Consider the following 16647-nt stretch of genomic DNA (forward strand, 5'->3'; position numbering starts at 1 on the left):
TCAGTCCATCAGCGGGTCGGCGTCCTCGTCCGCGGTGAACGCCTCCCACAGCGCGGCGTACGCACCACCCGCGGCCAGCAGCTCGTCGTGCGTCCCGATCTCCACCAGCCGGCCGTGCACGAGCACCGCCACCCGGTCGGCGCGGGCCGCCGTCGTCAGCCGGTGCGCGACGACCAGCGTCGTCCGCCGCCGGGCCACCGCGTCCGCCGCCCGGGTGACCGCGGCCTCGGTGGCCAGGTCCAGCGAGGCGGTCGCCTCGTCGAACAGCAGCACGTCGGGGTCGACCAGCTCCGCGCGGGCCAGCGCCAGCAGCTGCCGCTGCCCGGCCGACAGCGAGCGCCCGCGCTCCCCCACCCGCGTCCGGTAGCCCTTCGGCAGCCCGGCCACCATGTCGTGCGCGCCGACGGCCCGGGCGGCGGCCTCCACCTCGGCGTCGGTCGCGTCGGGCCGGCCGTAGGCGATCGCGTCACGCACGGTGCCCTCGAACAGGTAGGCCTCCTGCGGCACGACGCCCAGCCGGTGCCGGTACTGCAGCAGGTCCAGCGAGCGCAGGTCCGCGCCGTCCACGCACACCGCCCCCGACGTCGGGTCGTAGAACCGCGCCACCAGCTTCACCACCGTCGACTTGCCCGCACCGGTCTCCCCGACCAGCGCCAGCGTCTCCCCCGGCGCGACGGTCATCGTCACGTTCCGCAGCGCCGCCTCCGGCGCGCCCGTGTAGGCGAACGTGACGTCGTCCAGGTGCACCTCGCCGCGCAGCGGGCCCACCGGGGCGGCGTCGGGCACGGCCGGCGTCGACGTCGGCGTCCGCAGCAGGTCGCGCAGCCGGCGCAGGCCGACCGAGGCCTGCTGGTAGCTGTCGAACACCTGCGAGAGCTGCTGCACCGGCGCGAAGAACGTGTCGACGTAGAGCACGAAGGCGATCAGCACGCCGGTCGTGATGCTGCCCGAGGTGAGCCGCGCGGCCCCGACCGCCAGCACCGCGGCCGCCGCCACCTCGGACAGGAACTCGACGAACGGGAAGTAGGTGGCGATGTACCGCTGTGCCCGCAGCCGCACGTCGCGGTAGCTGCGCGCGTAGCCCTCGAACACCGCGGTCGAGCGCTCGGTCCGGTTGAACGCCTGGGTGACCCGCAGCCCGGCGACGTCCTCCTGCAGCCGGGCGTTGACCGCGCTCACCCGCTCGCGCGCCTCGGTGTACGCCGGCACCGACCGCGACCGGAACCAGACGGTGGCGACCACCAGCACCGGCAGCACGGCCACCAGCACCAGCGCGAGCGCGGCGTCGAAGAGGAACAGCGCGACCAGCACCCCGGTCAGGGTGAGCAGGCTGACCAGCGCGGTCGTCAAGCCTGTCTGCAGGAACGTCGACAGCGCGTCGACGTCCGTCGTCATCCGCGTCATGATCCGGCCGCCGAGCTCGCGCTCGTAGAAGTCCAGCCCGAGCCGCTGCAGCTGGGCGAAGGTCTTCACCCGCAGCGTGTAGAGCAGCCGCTCGCCGGTGCGCCCGGTCAGCCAGGCCGCGCCCCGGGCCAGCGCCCAGTCCGCGACCACGACGCCCAGCGCGACCGCCGCGACGGTCAGCAGCAGCGGCAGCGACTGCGCGGCCACGCCGTCGTCCACGCCCTTCCGCACCAGGGCGGGGATCGCCAGCTGCGCGGCGGTGTCCCCGGCCACCAGCACGATCGCCGCGGCCAGCGGCCAGCGGAACGGCCGCAGCAGCCGCCGCAGCGTGAAGTCCGGATCGGCGGCGCGGGCGCGTTCGGCCGGCACGTCCGGGAGCGCGTCCGCGGGCGGCAGCCGGTCGACCAGCGCGCGGAGGGCAGCCGTGGGCGCGGCCGCCGCCGCCATGCCCGCGCCACCGCCACCGCCACCACCGGGCGCGCCGATGGACGCGGTCGCGGCCCGCGACGGGCCGCCGTCCTCCACCGGGGCCTCGGGCTCGGGCCACGCCTCCGGGGTGGTGCCCCCGGCCGGGGGCACCTCGGCCAGGGGCGGGACGTCGCCCTCGGCGCCCGACAGCAGCAGCCGGTACAGCGGCGAGCGCGCCTCGAGCTCCGCGGCGGTGCCGACATCGACCACCCGGCCCGCGTCCAGGACGGCGACCCGGTCGGCCAGCGCGAGCGTCGACCGCCGGTGCGCGACCAGCAGCACCGTCCGGCCGCGCATCTCCCCGCGCAGCGCCTCGTGGATGCGGGCCTCCACCGCGGCGTCGACGGCGGAGGTCGCGTCGTCCAGCACCAGCACACGCGGCGCGACCAGCAGCGCCCGGGCCAGGGCGACCCGCTGCCGCTGCCCACCGGACAGGGTCAGCCCCTGCTCGCCGACGACGGTGTCATAGCCGTGCGGCAGCTCGGAGATGAACCCGTCGGCCTGCGCGGCGCGGGCGGCGGCGCGCACCTCGTCGTCCGTCGCGTCCGGCCGCCCGAAGGCGATGTTCGACCGCACCGAGTCGGAGAACAGGAAGCTGTCCTCGAAGACGACGCCCATCGCCGACCGCAGGTCGTCGGTGTCCAGGTCGCGGACGTCGACCCCGCCGATCCGCACGCTGCCCGAGGCGACGTCGTAGAAGCGCGGCAGCAGGTTGACCACGCTGGACTTGCCGGAGCCCGCGGTGCCGATCAGCGCGAGGGTCTCCCCCGGCTCGATCCGCAGCGAGACCCCCGAGAGCACCGGCCGGTCGTCGTCGTGGCCGAAGGTGACGTCGTCGAGCTGGACGGTCAGCGGCCCGTCCGGCAGCCGGCCGGTGCCGGGCAGCACCGTCGGCCGGCTGTCCACGATCTCCAGCACCCGCTCCACCCCGGCGCGGGCCTGCTGCCCGATGGTGAGCAGCGCGGCGAGCTGCCGGACCGGCGCGACCAGCGCGGCCAGGTAGGTGGCGAAGGCCAGGAAGGTGCCCAGGCTGATCGAGCCGCGCAGCGCCAGCCAGCCGCCCAGCGCCAGCACGCCGACCTGCCCGAGCGCCGGCACGGCCTGCAGCAGCGGGTTGTAGAGCGCCGTGAACCGGACCACCCGCAGCCGGGCGCCGTAGAGCCGGCGGGCGCCGGATTCGATCCGGTCGAGCTCGCGGTCCTCCTGGCCGAAGCCCTTGACCACGCGGACGCCGGTGACCGCGGCCTCGACGTCGCCGACGACGGCGCCGGCCTGCTGCTGCGCGGCCCAGTTCGCCGGGAAGAGGTCCCGCCGCGAGCGCAGCGCCAGGAACCACAGCGCCGGGCCGACGGCGAGCGCGACCAGCGTCAGCAGCGGCGAGAGCCACGCCATGACGCCCAGCGAGACGAGGAACAGCAGCGCGTTGCCGGTCAGGTTGGGCAGGAACGCCAGCAGCCCCTGGACCAGGGTCACGTCGCTGATCGCCCGGCTGACCGTCTGCCCGGTCTGCAGGTGGTCCTGGCCGGGGCCGTCGACCCGCGCCAGCGCCGCGTGGACGTCGTTGCGCAGGTCCATCTGGACGTCGAGCGAGAGCCGGCCGGCGAGGTACCGGCGGACGAACCCGGCCGCGAACCGCAGCGCCCCGGCCCCGATCAGCGCGACCACGAACGGGGTGATGTCGACCGACCGGCCCGTCTCCGTGCCCTCGACCACCCGGTCGACGACCTCCCGCACCAGCAGCGGCGCCAGCCCGGCCACCACCGAGGCGACCAGCGCCGCGGCGAACGCGCCGTACAGGTCGGCCCGGTGGCGGAGGCAGTAGCCGATGAGCCGCTTGAGCCAGCCGCCCTCCGGCGGCGGTGGTGCGGGCCGCCCACGGGTGCCGGGGAGCTGGAGCTCGGTGGCCGTCACTGGGGAGCCGCCGCCCGCGACGGGACGGCGGAGAGGTCCGACACGCCCCCAGTCTGCGACGGACCCGCGCGCCCCGCCCGGCCCGGGCCTGCGTGTCGCCCGCCCGGGTGCCGGCCCACCTTCCAGTGCGGCTCAGCCGGCGGGCTGCAGCTTCCCGCCGGGCGCGCGGGCCACCAGCTCCACGAGCGTCCGGACGACCCGGGGCTCGAGGCCCTCGGTGTGCCCCTTGTCCCGCCGCAGCACGTCGGCGACCACCCGGTCCCCCTCCAGCTCCGGGTAGACGTAGACCTCTGCTGTGCCCGGTGCCGGCGGCCCGCCCCACGCGCGCGTCGGCGTGCCGGGCCGCGTGTCGTGCACCCGCCCGGGCTGCTCGTCGACGACGTCGTCCAGCCGGACGCGGGTGCCGCCGCCGAACCGTTCCGCCCACGGCGAGGTCTCGGGCAGCGCGACGATCTCGTGCTCCCCGACCGCGTAGACGAAGGAGAACTCCCCCTCCGGCAGGCCCCGCGCGACGCCGAACATCCGGGCCCGCGCCTCCGGCGGGAGCGCCGCCAGCGAGGGCTGCCCCGGCTGCGCCGGCGGGCCGAAACCCTCGACGACGGTCACCTGCCCCAGGCGCACACCGGAAAGGCTCAGCCAGCCGTCGACCCGGTCGGCCCACCAGTCGGTGCGCAGCAGCCGGTTCGACGTGATGCTGCCCTGCGAGTGCCCGGCCAGCCAGAACGACCGGACCCGCCCCGGATACCGGGCGAGGACGTCCTCGACGACGGCCTGCAGGTACGCGTCGTCGGCCTCGGCGACCCACCTGCGGAAGGGCGACGTCGTCCGCGCGGTCGGGGTGGCGACCACCAGCCCGAACTCGTCGACGTGGTCGTGCACCGGGAAGTACTCGCGCTGCCACGGGCCCAGCGATCCGGCGCCGTGCAGGTTGAGCACGAACACGACGCCGTCCTCCGGCGGGGAGTCGGGCCGGTCGAGGGTGAACGGGCGGCCGTCGAGGTCGACCTTCTCGGTGATCACGGCGCGACGCTAGAGGCGACGGCCCGCCGGCGGAAGGGTGCCGGCTCGACGCGGTAGGAGTCGGCGTCGTCCCGGATCCGGGTCGGTGCCGCCTCCCCTCCCAGCCGGAAGGGTCGACCGCACCGCGCGGGGACGGACAGGGCCGATCGGCCGGATCCGCCGACGGACGACGGACCCGGCACCCGGGACCTCCGGCCCCGTCCCCGAGCACGCGACAGCGCTAGCGTGGTCGTCGGGCGCCGGGCCGCCGGCGTCCGGACGCCGGTCTCCGCGGCCGGCTTCCCCCGGGAGTCGTCATGACCCGTCCCGTGAACCGGCCCCCCGCCGTGGCCGGGCAGCACCGCCCTCCCGACGAGCACCCGGCCCGCCCGGATCGGAAGAAGCCTCCCGAGAAGCCCGGCATCGAGGACCACATGCTGCTGCTGCTGGCCCTCGCGGCGGTGGTCGTCGTCCTCGCCTTCACCGCCATGATCGTCCTCACCGCGCTGGGCGGTGGGACCGACTACGTCCCCTGGAACGGCTGACCCCAGGGGCGTAGCCGGCGAAGGCCCCGCGCGGGCTACCGCAGGGTGGCGACGACGACGTGCGGGCCGGGCTCGGCCAGCGCGTGCCGGACCTGCTCGGCCAGCTCCTCGGCGGTGGTCGCCCGCGAGGCCGGCACCCCCATGCCCTGCGCGATGGAGACGAAGTCCAGCGCCGGGCCGCCCAGGTCGAGGAGCTGGCGCGCCCGCTTCCCGTCCGTCGCCGCGCCGACGTTGACCAGCTCGTGCTGCAGGATCGCGTAGGAGCTGTTGTCGCAGATGATCGTGGTGATGTCGGCCTGCTCGCGGGCGAAGCTCCACAGCGCCGAGATGGTGTACATCGCGCTGCCGTCGCCCTGGATGCCGATGACCGGCCGGTCGGGGCAGGCCACCGCGGCACCCAGCGACATGGGCAGCCCGTCGCCGATCGCACCGCCGGTGAGCGAGAGCCAGTCGTGCCGCGGCCCGGCCGAGGTCATCTCCGTCAGGCCGACGCCCGAGGTGAGCGCCTCGTCGACGATGATCGCGTCCTCCGGCAGCAGGGCGCCGATGACCGCTGACATAGCCCGCGGGTTCAGCGGGCCGCTGGGCAGCTCCGGGCGCTCCAGCTCCTGCCGCGCCGGCTCGGCCCCGGGGGCGGCCAGCTCGGCCAGCGCCTCGATCGCCGCGACGCCGTCCTCACCGGGCTGGCTGAGCACGTGCACCGTGCAGTCCTCGGGCACCGGGTGGCCGGGCAGCCCGGGGTAGCCGAAGAAGTGCACTGGCGCGGTGGCGCCGGCGAGCACCAGGTGCTTGGTCCCGGCCAGTGCCGGGATGGCCAGCTGCGGCGGGTACGGCAGCCGGTTCAGGTGCGGCAGGCCCCCGCCTCGCGCGGTGCGGGCGGTGAAGGTCTCGGCGAGCAGCCGCACGCCGGTGCCGGCGGCGACCCGCGCCGCGGCCAGCTGCCCCTCGGGCGAGGCCAGGACGTCGCCGCCGAGGAAGAGCACCGTCTCCTCGCCGGTGGCCACGACCTCGGCGATGCGCTCGATCAGCGCCGGCGCGGCGTGCGGCCGCGGCCGCACGTTCAGCGGCACGGCGGGCTCGGCGCCCTCCTCCCACGACACGTCGGCGGGGAGGATCAGCGTGGCGATGCCGGTCTTCTTGGCCATCGCCACGGCCTCCGCGGCGTCACCGGCGACGTCGGCCGGCGACAGCGAGCGGCGGACCCAGCCCGAGACGGTGCCGGCGATCGCGTCGATGTCGGACTCGAGCGGGGCGTCCAAGCGCTTGTGCGAACGGGCGTGGTCACCGACGACGTTGACCAGCGGCGCCCTGCCGCGCCGGGCGTTGTGCAGGTTCGCCAGGCCGTTGCCGAGGCCCGGGCCCAGGTGCAGCAGCGTGGCCGCCGGGCCCCCGGTCATCCGCGCGTACCCGTCGGCGGCGCCGGTCGCGACGCCCTCGAAGAGGGTCAGCACCCCGCGCATCTCGGGCACGTCGTCCAGCGCCGCGACGAAGTGCATCTCGGAGGTGCCCGGGTTCGAGAAGCAGACGTCCACGCCCGCGTCGACCAGGGTCCGGATCAGTGCCTGTGCGCCGTTCACCCGGCGACCATGGCACGGCTCACACCCGGGGTCCACACCGGGGTTCAGGTGCCGGGCTCCTCCGCGGCGCGGCCGCGCACCCACAGCAGGCTGCCCACCGCCAGCGCGGCCAGCAGCACGCCGGCGACGACGAGGCTGGCCCGCGAGGTCTGCCCGATGCGGATCAGCAGGTGGATCATCAGCGGGACGACGACGGGCAGCAGCATCCGCGCCCGCTGCCGCAGGCCGGGCACCGATGGCGCGCCGGGCGTCGGGGAGTCGGGCACGGCGGTCATCCTCGCACCGGCAGACTGCCCGTGATCACCCCCGACCGAGGAGCACCACCATGGCCGACGCCACGACCACCGCCGCCCCCGCCCGCCGCGCCCACCCGGCGCACAGCGCGCTGGTCGGGCTGACCACCCTCGGCGTGCTCCTCCAGGGCCTCTGGGCAGGCCTCTTCCTCGGCGGGACCGATGACCCGGGCACCTGGTACGACGTGCACAAGCACGGCGCGGAGGCCACCGTCGCGCTCGCCGCCCTGGCCACGGTCGCGGCGTTCGTCTGGCTGCGGCACCGGACACCCGTCGTCGTCGCGACGGCCCTGCTGTTCGTGCTCCTGGTCGTCGAGATGCTGCTCGGGCTCGCGGACTCCTCCGCGGCCGTCGCCGTGCACGTGCCCCTGGCGATGCTGATCATGGGCCTGGCCGTCTGGCTCCCCGTCCAGGCCCGCCGCGGCTGACCCCCGCGGCTAGAAGGTCAGCACCAGCCGGCCGCGGACGCCACCGGCCTCGAGCATCCGGTGCGCGTCTGCGGCCCGCTCCGCCGGGAAGGTCTGCGCCACCCGCAGGGTGAGCACGCCCTCCTCCACCTGCTCGCGCAGCCGGTCCAGGGCCGCGCGGTCCTCGGCCACCTTGCGCACCAGCGTCGGGAAGAAGCGGAGGTCCTCGCGGCCGCCGCCGTCGCCCCGGTACCCGCGGACGGTCGCCACCGCGCCACCCTGCTTGACCGCCGGCAGCACGAGCGCGTCCTGCACCGAGCCGTCGGCCAGCCCGTCGACGCCCTCGGGGAAGTGCTCGCGGATGCGCTCGGCGACGTCGTCCCCACGCCGGACGACGACGTCGGCACCGAACCCGCGCACCAGCTCCTCGTCGGCCTCGGAGGCGTCGGCGACGACGGTGAGCCCGTCGGCCTTCGCCAGCTGGACGACGTAGCCGCCGTACGCGCCCGCCGCACCGGTCACCGCCAGCACCTGGCCCGGCTGCAGCCCCAAGAGGTCCAGCGACAGGCGGGCGGTCAGCCCGTTCATCGGCAGCGTGGACGCCTCCACGGCGGTCGCCCCCTTCGGTGCGCGCACCACCGAGTTCCCCGGCAGCACCTTGTCCTCCCGGTAGGCGCCGTACGGCCCGAAGGGGACGACGACGCCCATCGCGAGGTCACCGACCGCGAGGTGGTCGACGCCCTCGCCCAGCTCGGTGACCACGCCGGCGAGGTCCATGCCCGGCACGTACGGCGGGCTCTTCACCGGGTCGCGCCCGGCGTAGGCGCCGGAGCGGGCGTGGGTGTCGGTCGGGCTGACCGCCGCGGCCTCCACCTTCAGGCGGACCTGGCCGGGGCCGAGCGGCTCCGGCTCCACCTCGACGATGTGCAGGGCCTCGGGCCCGCCGAACTCGGTCACTCCAGCTGCGCGCATGCCTCCTGACTACACCACCGCCGGACGCAGCGCGGCCCCCGTCTGGGTGATCGGGACGGGGGCCGCGAGGCGGCTAGGTCAGCCCTTGAGCTTGTACTCCTTGAGCAGACCACGGCTGATGATTGTCTTCTGGATCTCGCTGGTGCCCTCGCCGATGAGCAGGAACGGCGCCTCGCGCATGAGCCGCTCGATCTCGTACTCCTTCGAGTAGCCGTAGCCGCCGTGGATGCGGAACGACTGCGTGGTCACCTCGGCGCAGTACTCGCTGGCCAGGGTCTTGGCCATGCCCGACTCGACGTCGCTGCGCTTGCCGGCGTCCTTGAGCCGGGCGGCGTTGACCATCATCAGGTGGGCGGCCTCGACCTTGATCGCCATCTCGGCGAGCTGGAAGGCGATCGCCTGGTGCTGGGCGATCGGCTTGCCGAAGGTCTCCCGCTGCTGGGCGTAGGCGATGGCGAGCTCGAAGGCGCGGATCGAGATGCCGCAGGCGCGGGCGGCGACGTTGACGCGGCCGACCTCGACGCCGTCCATCATGTGCGAGAAGCCCTTGCCGGGGACCCCGCCGAGGATGTCGGAGGCCTGGGCCTCGTAGCCGTCGAACACCAGCTCGGTGGTGTCGACGCCCTTGTAGCCCATCTTGTCGATCTTGCCGGGGATGGTGATCCCGGGCTTGACCTCGCCGAAGCCGGCCGGCTTCTCGACCAGGAAGGTCGTGAGGTTCTCGTGGGCGCGCTCGGCGCCCTCGTCGGTGCGGACCAGCGCGGCGACCAGGGTGGAGCTGCCACCGTTGGTCAGCCACATCTTCTGGCCGTTGATCGTGTAGTTGCCGTCGGCGTTCTTGGTCGCCTTGGTGCGGATGGCCGCGACGTCGGAGCCCAGGCCCGGCTCGGACTATGGAGAACGCGCCGCGCACCTCGCCGGTGGCCATGCGCGGGAGGTAGTGGTCCTTCTGCTCCTGCGTGCCGTGCTGGCGCAGCAGGTAGGCCACGATGAAGTGGGTGTTGATGACGCCGGAGACGCTCATCCAGCCGCGGGCGATCTCCTCGACCACCAGCGCGTAGGTGAGCAGCGACTCGCCGAGGCCGCCGTACTCCTCGGGGATCATCAGGCCGAAGATCCCGAGCTCCTTGAGCCCGTCGACGATCTCCTGCGGGTAGGTGTCGCCGTGCTCGAGCTCCTGCGCGTTCGGGATGATCTCCCGGTCGACGAAGCTGCGCACCGTCGACAGGATCTCGCGCTGGATGTCGGTCAGGTCCGCGGTCTGGGCCAGGCGGGTCATCGGTCTCCTCCGGGGACTCCGGTGTCCATGGTCAGCGGAAAGTATGGGCTAGCCCGCCAGGCCCCCGCCCACGAGGGCAGAAATGGCCATGTCTGCCCTTCCGGGGGGCCGGCGCGTGGTGGAGTAGCCGCACCGGCCACCCCCGCCCGCACCGTGAGCAGGAGACGAACCGATGAGCACCCCCGACGACGGCCCGCGGACCGCGCCCGGCCCCCACCCGGGTCCGCCGCCGTACGGGCAGCAGCCGTTCGCGCAGCCCGGGTACGGGCAGCCGCCGCACGGGCAGCCGCAGTACGCACCGCCGCAGTACGGCCCGCCGGTGTACGGCTCGCCCTACCCGCCCGGCTACGGCTACGGCCGCCCGACGAACTCGCTGGCGATCCTGTCGCTGGTGCTGGCGTTCGTCTTCGCACCGGCCGGGCTGATCACCGGGATCATCGCCCGCCGGCAGATCCGCGAGACGCACGAGGGCGGCGACGGCCTGGCGCTGGCCGGGATCATCGTCGGCGGCATCGCGACCGCGCTGTTCGCGCTGGTGATCGTCTTCTGGGTCATCGCCTTCGCCTCGCTGACCAGCACCGGGTTCTCCTGATCCACCGACGAGTTCCCGGCGTCCCCGCCGGTCTGACGGGGCGACGACCACGACGGGAGATCCGATGGACCAGCTGCTCAGGGTGCAGAACTTCACCGTCTCGCGGGACGGCTTCGGGGCGGGCGAGGGCCAGAGCCTGGAGCGGCCCTTCGGCTCCGCCGACCCGGGGCAGCTGATGTCCTGGCTCCTCGCCACGGCCGGCTTCCCGAACCGCAGCGAGCCCGGGGGGAGCCGCGGTCTCGACGACGTCCTCGCCCGGGACTTCGCGAACAACATCGGCGCCGAGATCATGGGCGCCCACAAGTTCAGCCCGCACCGCGGTCCGTGGCGGGACCTCGAGTGGCGGGGCTGGTGGGGCGACGAGCCGCCTTTCCACACGCCGGTCTTCGTGCTGACCCACCACCTGCGGCCGTCGTTCACCCTGTCGGATACGACGTTCCACTTCACCGACGAGGACCCGGCCACCGTCCTCGCCCGGGCCCGCGACGCGGCCGACGGCCGGGACGTCCGGCTCGGCGGCGGGGCGACGACGATCCGCGAGTTCCTCGACGCCGACCTGGTCGACACCCTGCACGTCGCGGTGGCACCGCTCGAGATCGGCGCGGGCGCCCGGCTCTGGACGTCGCCCGACGAGCTGCTCGACCGCTTCCACTGCGACGTCGTCCCGAGCCCGAGCGGCGTCACGCACCACCTGTTCTGGCGGCGGTAGGACGACGACGGCCGCCCGGGGAGGACCCCCCGGGCGGCCGTCGGCACAGCCGGTGTCAGCTCTCCGGCGGGGTGAACGTCGAGGTGCGGGACATGCCGGCGGCGCGGCCCTTGCCCGCGATGACCAGCGCCATCTTGCGGCTGGCCTCGTCGATCATCTCGTCGCCGAGCATCGCCGAGCCCTTCTTGCCACCGGCCTCCGAGGTGGACCAGTCGTAGGCGTCGAGGATCAGCTCGGCGTGGTCGTAGTCCTCCTGCGACGGCGCGTAGATCTCGTTGGCGGCGTCGATCTGGCCCGGGTGCAGGACCCACTTGCCGTCGAAGCCGAGCATCGCCGAGCGCTTGGCGACCTCCTCGAACGCGGGCACGTCGCGCACCTGCAGGAAGGGGCCGTCGATGGCCTGCACGCCGCGGGCGCGGGCGGCCATGAGGATCTGCATGAGGATGTAGTGGAACGGGTCGCCGGGGTAGTCCGGGTGCAGCGCACCGACGACCAGCGACTTCATGTTGATCGAGGCCATGAAGTCGGCGGGGCCGAAGATGATCGTCTCGATGCGGTCGCTGGCGAACGCGATGTCGTTGACGTTGATCAGGCCCTGCGCGGTCTCGATCTGCGCCTCGATGCCGATCTTGCCGATCTCCAGGCCGTTGGCCTTCTCGATCTGGGTGAGCAGCATGTCCAGCGCCTTGACCTGCGCGGCGTCCTGCACCTTCGGCAGCATGATCGCGTCGAGGTTCGCGCCGGCGCCGCCGACGACCTCGAGCACGTCCTGGAAGGTCCACTCCGTCGTCCAGTCGTTGACGCGGACGGTGCGGATCTTGTCGCCCCAGCCGCCCTCGTTCAGGGCCGCGACGATGTTCTTGCGGGCTCCGGGCTTGGCCAGCGGCGCGCACGCGTCCTCGAGGTCGAGGAACACCTGGTCCGCGGGGAGGCCCTTGGCCTTCTCGAGGAACCGGGGGTTGCTGCCGGGAACGGCCAGGTTGGAACGGCGGGATCGGAGCTCGGCCACAGTGCCTCCGCGGGTAGGAGTGGACAGGATTCGGTTGCACGGAGCGTAGCGACGGGCGTCGCCGCACGCGCTGGCGCGGTGATCACCCGGGGAGCGCGGCGAGCCACTGGTCGAAGGTCTGCGTGCCCAGATCGGCCCCGGGGCCCGCGGTGAGGCTGCCGTCGCGGAAGGCCCGTCCCTGCCGGCCGGGCAGCGGCACGGGGACGACGACGCCCCGCGCGCCGGTGGCCCGGGCGTAGCGCCGGACCATGTCGGGCACGCGCAGCACCTCCGGCCCGGCGAGGTCGGGGACCCGCCCCGAGGGCCCCGCCTCGACCAGCGCGACCAGCCGCTCGGCCACCTCGCGGGCCGCGACCGGCTGCGAGCGCATGACCGGCACCGGGTGCAGGGGGCCGACCTGAAGCCGGGCGTGCATCTGCGCCGCGAACTCGTGGAACTGGGTGGCGCGCAGCAGGCTCCAGGGCACCGGACCCGCCGTCACCAGTTCCTCCTGGAGGGCCTTACCCGCGTAGTAGCCGTCGGGCGCGCGGTCCATGCCGACGATGGAGAGCGCGACGTGGTGCCCCACGCCGACCCGCGCCCCGGCGTCGAGCAGGTGGGTGGTGACCGCCCCGAAGAAGCGCCGCGACCCCCTGCCGGACTGGGTGGACACCGAGGTGACGTCGACGACGGCCTCGCTCCCCCGCAGCGCCTCGTCCAGGCCCGTGCCGTCGACGAGGTCCACGCCCCTGCTCCGCGCCAGGACGACGACGTCGTGCCCGCGCCCCCCGGCCACGTCCACGACGTGCCGCCCCACGACGCCGGTCCCGCCCGCGACTGCGATCTTCGATGTCATGCACCTGGGACGACGCAGCGCCGCGGGATGTGACATCCCGGTCAGGTGGCGGGCTCGACCAGCGTCGTCGGCCGGCTGCCACGCACCACGAGGCCGACACCCACGACGACGGCGACCATCCCCGGCAGCGCGAGCAGCGGCGGCGCCTGCTGCAGCAGCGCCAGCGCGACCAGCGTCGCCCCCGGCACCTCGAGCAGGATCACCAGGCTGACCATCGTCGGGCCGACCGTGGAGAGCACCAGGTTGAGCAGCGTGTGCCCGAGCAGCTGGGCGCAGACCGTGATGCCGGCGATGAGCAGCCAGTCCCGCCCGCTCATGCCGAGCAGGGGGACGTCGAACACCAGCGCCCCGACGGCGACGGCGGCCGCGCACACCGAGTACGCGACCACGGCGTAGGCCGAGGTGGACAGCCGCTCACGCGCGCGGGCGCCGGCCAGCACGTAGCCCCCGGCGAAGATCGCGCCGAGCAGCGCCAGCACGTCGCCGGCCAGCGCCTCCAGGCTCACCGAGACGTCCACGCCCGCGATCAGCGCGGCGCCCAGGACCGACAGCCACAGCCCCCACCAGACCGCGGCCGGCAGGCGCACCCCGGCGTACCGGGCGGCCAGCGCCGTCCAGATCGGGGTGGTCGTGACCAGCGCGGTGGACGCGGCGACCGTCGTCATCGTCAGGCTGGGCAGCCAGGCGGCGAAGTGCGCGGCGAGGAACAGCCCGGCGACGACGGAGCTGCGCAGGTCCCGCAGCGCCAGCCCCCGCAGCGAGGCGCGCTCGCGGGTGAGCAGCACCGGCAGCAGCAGCGCGGCGCCCGCGGCGTTGCGCCAGAAGGCCACGGCCAGCACCGGCGCGACGACCAGCGCGGTGAGCGGCCCGGACATCGAGACGCCCAGCACGGCCACGCCCATGAGCGCGACGTCCCGACCGCCGGGCCGCTGGACCGCCCACGAGGACGACGCGGTGGACGCGGTCAGCGGCGCACCCGGATCCGGCCGCTCGCCACGGGCACGACCGCGCCGCGCACCGTGGCGGCCACCGCGCGGTCGGCCGCCGCGGTCACCGTGCACTCCAGCACCGACGGGCGGCCCATCGCCTCGCCCTGCCGCACCGTGTACGACGACGTCCCGTCGGCGGCGAGCAGGCCGGTCTCGACCAGCCACACCCCGGTGCCGAGCGCGGCGGAGCCGGTCGCCGGGTCCTCGCCCCAGGAGAGGTCGGCGGCGAACACGCGGGCGTAGGCGGTGGCGGTGGCGGCGTCCCAGGACAGCACCGAGACGCCTTCCCCCACGGAGAAGGCGCGCAGCGCGGCCGGGTCCGGAACGGCGCGGTCGACGGCGTCGGGGCGCACGGACAGGTAGGCGAACGGCAGCCCGCAGCCGGCCACCTCGACCGGGACGCCGGTGACGTCGCCGGCGGTCAGGCCCATCGCCCGCGCCAGCTCCTCGGCGGCCGGGCCGTCCTGCAGCGTCGGCGTCCCACCGGACAGCGTCGCGCCGTCCCCGTCGACGACGACGTCGAGCACGCCGGCGCCGCACTCCTGGCGCAGCGTGCCCGCGGGCAGCCGCCCGGCGCGGACCAGCGTGTGCGCCGCCCCGACGCTGGGGTGCCCGGCGAACGGCAGCTCGGCGTAGGGCGTGAAGATCCGCACCTTGTAGTCCGCGCCGGGCTCGGTGGGCGCGCTCAGGAACGAGGTCTCGGAGAGGTGGAACTCGTTGGCCAGCGCCTGGCACTGCTCGGTGCTCAGCGCGTCCGCGTCGAGGACGACGGCCAGCGGGTTGCCCGCGAAGGCCCGCGGCGCGAACACGTCGACGATCTCATAGTCCAGCAGCTCCGGGCCGTTCACGGCGCCGACGGTAGCCTCAGCCCCGTGACGACGGTGAGCAGGGCGTACGTCTCGCGGCTCGCCGGGTTGACGGTGTTCGACCCCAACGGCGACCGCGTGGGCAAGGTGCGCGACGTCGTCGTCGCCCTGCGGGTGGGGACGGCCTGCCCCCGGGTGCTCGGCCTGGTCGTGGAGGTCGTCGCACGCCGGCGGATCTTCGTGCCGATGGGCCGGGTGACCGGCATCGACCAGGGCGCGGTGCTGCTGGCCTCGGGCACGATCAACCTCAAGCGCTTCGAGCAGCGGGCCGGCGAGACGCTGGTCCTGGGCGAGCTGCTGGACCGGTCGGTGCAGATCGTGGAGAGCGGCCGGCCGGCGACCGTCGTCGACGCGGGCATCGAGCAGACCCGCACCGGCGACTGGCAGATGTCGCGGCTCGCGGTGCAGGAGCCGGGCCGGCTGGGCCGCCGCGGGCAGCTGCACACCCTCGCCTGGGACGAGGTCTCGGGGCTCGCGCTGGCGCAGACCGGGCAGGGCGCGGAGACGCTGATCGCGACCTACCGCGAGCTCAACGCCGCCGACATGGCGCACGCGCTGCAGGAGCTGCCGATCAAGCGGCGGCACGAGGTCGCCGAGGCCATGGACGACGAGCGCCTGGCCGACGTCCTGGGCGAGCTGCCCGAGGCCGACCAGGTGGTCATCCTCGGCACGCTCGAGGAGCGCCGCGCCGCCGACGTCCTCGAGGAGATGGACCCCGACGACGCCGCGGACCTGCTGGCGGAGCTGTCCAACGTCGACCGCAACCGGCTGCTGGAGCTCATGGAGCCCGACGAGGCCGAGCCGGTCCGCCAGCTGCTCAAGTACTCCGAGGACACCGCCGGCGGGATCATGACCAGCGAGCCGGTGATCCTGGCGCCGGACGCCACCGTCGCCGAGGCGCTGGCGCGGGTCCGGGAGCCGGAGCTGACCCCGGCGCTGGCCAGCCAGGTGTACGTCTGCCGCCCGCCGTCGGCCACGCCCACCGGCCGCTACCTGGGCCTGGCGCACATCCAGCGGCTGCTGCGCGAACCCCCCTCGAACCTGGTGAGCGGCGTCCTCGACGACCTCGACCCGCTGCGCCCCGAGGCGCCGCTGGCCGAGGTGACCCACTACTTCGCCACCTACAACCTGGTCGCCGCCCCCGTGGTCGACGCGCAGGGCCGGCTCGTGGGCGCGGTGAGCGTGGACGACGTCCTCGACCACCTGCTGCCCGAGGACTGGCGCGAGCGGGCCCGTCGTGGCTGAGACCCCGCGGCTCGACGTCCCCAGCGGCGGGCCCCGGCGGCTGGCCTCCTGGCTGCCCCGGCTCAACCCCGACGCGGTGGGCGCGGGCGCCGAGGCGGTCGCGCGCTTCCTGGGCACCGGCCGCTACCTGGCCTGGCAGACGATCTTCGTCATCGTCTGGATCGCGCTGAACGTCGTCGCGGTGGCCTGGCGGTGGGACCCCTACCCGTTCATCCTGCTCAACCTGGCGTTCTCCACCCAGGCCGCGTACGCCGCGCCGCTGATCCTGCTGGCCCAGAACCGGCAGGCCGACCGGGACCGCGTGCAGGCCGAGGAGGACCGCTCCCGCGCCGCGCAGACCCGCGCCGACACCGAGTACCTGGCCCGCGAGCTGGCCTCGCTGCGCGTGGCGGTCGGCGAGCTGGCCACCCGCGACTTCATCCGCGGCGAGCTGAGCCGGCTGCTCGAGGACAGCGCCGAGGAGCAGGAGAAGCGCGAGAAGAAGCGCCGCAAGCGGGAGCGCGAGCAGGCCGAGGCGGCCGGCGGCGCCCAGGCCTAGCGCGGCCCG

General features: G+C 74.7%; 16 protein-coding genes and 1 pseudogene. 6 read left to right on the forward strand and 11 right to left on the reverse strand.

From position 1 onward, the window contains the following. The gene (locus tag JKP76_RS00635) at positions 1 to 3783 is read right to left on the reverse strand and encodes an ABC transporter ATP-binding protein (protein WP_200489141.1); all 3783 of its coding nucleotides are present in this window, start codon (positions 3781 to 3783) and stop codon (positions 1 to 3) included. Between the two features lie 132 nt (positions 3784 to 3915). Further along, on the reverse strand, positions 3916 to 4803 hold the full coding sequence (locus tag JKP76_RS00640; RefSeq protein WP_200489142.1) for a hypothetical protein: 888 nt from the start codon (positions 4801 to 4803) through the stop codon (positions 3916 to 3918). 296 nt (positions 4804 to 5099) lie between these two features. On the opposite strand from JKP76_RS00640, the gene JKP76_RS00645 reads away from it, so the two are divergent. After that, the gene (locus JKP76_RS00645) at positions 5100 to 5327 is read left to right on the forward strand and encodes a hypothetical protein (protein ID WP_200489143.1); all 228 of its coding nucleotides are present in this window, start codon (positions 5100 to 5102) and stop codon (positions 5325 to 5327) included. Between the two features lie 35 nt (positions 5328 to 5362). Here the strand turns inward: JKP76_RS00645 and JKP76_RS00650 are convergent, their stop codons facing one another. Beyond that, positions 5363 to 6904: an acetolactate synthase large subunit gene (locus JKP76_RS00650; RefSeq protein WP_200489144.1), complete on the reverse strand. Its 1542-nt coding sequence runs from the start codon at positions 6902 to 6904 to the stop codon at positions 5363 to 5365. Positions 6905 to 6948: 44 nt separating this feature from the next. Then, a complete protein-coding gene (locus JKP76_RS00655) occupies positions 6949 to 7170 on the reverse strand; it encodes a hypothetical protein (protein ID WP_200489145.1) in 222 nt (73 codons plus the stop codon). Between the two features lie 59 nt (positions 7171 to 7229). On the opposite strand from JKP76_RS00655, the gene JKP76_RS00660 reads away from it, so the two are divergent. Continuing rightward, positions 7230 to 7625 carry a hypothetical protein gene (locus JKP76_RS00660; protein ID WP_200489146.1) on the forward strand — a complete coding sequence of 132 codons (396 nt, stop codon included), beginning with the start codon at positions 7230 to 7232 and terminating at the stop codon, positions 7623 to 7625. 9 nt (positions 7626 to 7634) lie between these two features. Here JKP76_RS00660 and JKP76_RS00665 read toward each other — a convergent pair whose 3' ends face one another. The 3 genes and pseudogenes from JKP76_RS00665 to JKP76_RS19875 all read right to left on the reverse strand — a co-directional run. Next, positions 7635 to 8576, reverse strand: coding sequence for an NADP-dependent oxidoreductase (locus tag JKP76_RS00665; RefSeq protein WP_200489147.1), 942 nt, complete (start codon positions 8574 to 8576; stop codon positions 7635 to 7637). 78 nt (positions 8577 to 8654) lie between these two features. Beyond that, positions 8655 to 9455 carry an acyl-CoA dehydrogenase family protein gene (locus tag JKP76_RS00670; protein WP_242471318.1) on the reverse strand — a complete coding sequence of 267 codons (801 nt, stop codon included), beginning with the start codon at positions 9453 to 9455 and terminating at the stop codon, positions 8655 to 8657. A gap of 94 nt (positions 9456 to 9549) precedes the next feature. Then, positions 9550 to 9855 (reverse strand): annotated as a pseudogene (locus JKP76_RS19875) (acyl-CoA dehydrogenase family protein); the annotation flags it as partial. Positions 9856 to 10027: 172 nt separating this feature from the next. On the opposite strand from JKP76_RS19875, the gene JKP76_RS00675 reads away from it, so the two are divergent. Beyond that, entirely contained in the window at positions 10028 to 10447 is a 420-nt protein-coding gene (locus tag JKP76_RS00675) for a DUF4190 domain-containing protein (protein ID WP_200489148.1), read from the forward strand. A 64-nt stretch (positions 10448 to 10511) separates the two neighbouring features. Beyond that, positions 10512 to 11156 (forward strand): dihydrofolate reductase family protein, encoded by a 645-nt coding sequence (locus JKP76_RS00680; RefSeq protein WP_200489149.1) that lies wholly within the window; start codon positions 10512 to 10514, stop codon positions 11154 to 11156. Positions 11157 to 11211: 55 nt separating this feature from the next. Here the strand turns inward: JKP76_RS00680 and JKP76_RS00685 are convergent, their stop codons facing one another. The 4 genes from JKP76_RS00685 to JKP76_RS00700 all read right to left on the reverse strand — a co-directional run bounded on the left by JKP76_RS00685 (position 11212) and on the right by JKP76_RS00700 (position 14837). Further along, positions 11212 to 12165, reverse strand: coding sequence for a CoA ester lyase (locus JKP76_RS00685; RefSeq protein ID WP_200489150.1), 954 nt, complete (start codon positions 12163 to 12165; stop codon positions 11212 to 11214). Positions 12166 to 12247: 82 nt separating this feature from the next. Then, positions 12248 to 13000, reverse strand: a complete 753-nt coding sequence (locus JKP76_RS00690; protein WP_200489151.1) for an SDR family oxidoreductase — start codon at positions 12998 to 13000, stop codon at positions 12248 to 12250. Between the two features lie 41 nt (positions 13001 to 13041). Beyond that, a complete protein-coding gene (locus JKP76_RS00695) occupies positions 13042 to 13902 on the reverse strand; it encodes a DMT family transporter (RefSeq protein WP_200489152.1) in 861 nt (286 codons plus the stop codon). Between the two features lie 62 nt (positions 13903 to 13964). After that, positions 13965 to 14837 carry a PhzF family phenazine biosynthesis protein gene (locus JKP76_RS00700; RefSeq protein ID WP_200489153.1) on the reverse strand — a complete coding sequence of 291 codons (873 nt, stop codon included), beginning with the start codon at positions 14835 to 14837 and terminating at the stop codon, positions 13965 to 13967. A 24-nt stretch (positions 14838 to 14861) separates the two neighbouring features. On the opposite strand from JKP76_RS00700, the gene JKP76_RS00705 reads away from it, so the two are divergent. Next, on the forward strand, positions 14862 to 16100 hold the full coding sequence (locus tag JKP76_RS00705) for a magnesium transporter MgtE N-terminal domain-containing protein (RefSeq protein ID WP_200489154.1): 1239 nt from the start codon (positions 14862 to 14864) through the stop codon (positions 16098 to 16100). Beyond that, positions 16093 to 16638: a DUF1003 domain-containing protein gene (locus tag JKP76_RS00710; protein WP_200489155.1), complete on the forward strand. Its 546-nt coding sequence runs from the start codon at positions 16093 to 16095 to the stop codon at positions 16636 to 16638. Before JKP76_RS00705 ends, JKP76_RS00710 begins: the two co-directional genes overlap by 8 nt. The last annotated feature ends 9 nt before the right edge of the window (positions 16639 to 16647 follow it).

Origin of the sequence: Blastococcus sp. TML/C7B (assembly GCF_016612845.1) — a bacterium.
In the GTDB taxonomy this organism is placed as follows: Bacteria; Actinomycetota; Actinomycetes; order Mycobacteriales; family Geodermatophilaceae; genus Blastococcus.

What these genes read in the sequence shown, in the direction of transcription:
- JKP76_RS00680 (WP_200489149.1), top strand. Translation starts at nt 10,512, where the DNA reads ATGGACCAGCTGCTCAGGGTGCAGAACTTCACCGTCTCGCGGGACGGC.
- JKP76_RS00675 (WP_200489148.1), top strand. Translation starts at nt 10,028, where the DNA reads ATGAGCACCCCCGACGACGGCCCGCGGACCGCGCCCGGCCCCCACCCG.
- JKP76_RS00695 (WP_200489152.1), bottom strand. Translation starts at nt 13,902, where the DNA reads ATGGGCGTGGCCGTGCTGGGCGTCTCGATGTCCGGGCCGCTCACCGCG.
- JKP76_RS00690 (WP_200489151.1), bottom strand. Translation starts at nt 13,000, where the DNA reads ATGACATCGAAGATCGCAGTCGCGGGCGGGACCGGCGTCGTGGGGCGG.
- JKP76_RS00665 (WP_200489147.1), bottom strand. Translation starts at nt 8,576, where the DNA reads ATGCGCGCAGCTGGAGTGACCGAGTTCGGCGGGCCCGAGGCCCTGCAC.
- JKP76_RS00645 (WP_200489143.1), top strand. Translation starts at nt 5,100, where the DNA reads ATGACCCGTCCCGTGAACCGGCCCCCCGCCGTGGCCGGGCAGCACCGC.
- JKP76_RS00660 (WP_200489146.1), top strand. Translation starts at nt 7,230, where the DNA reads ATGGCCGACGCCACGACCACCGCCGCCCCCGCCCGCCGCGCCCACCCG.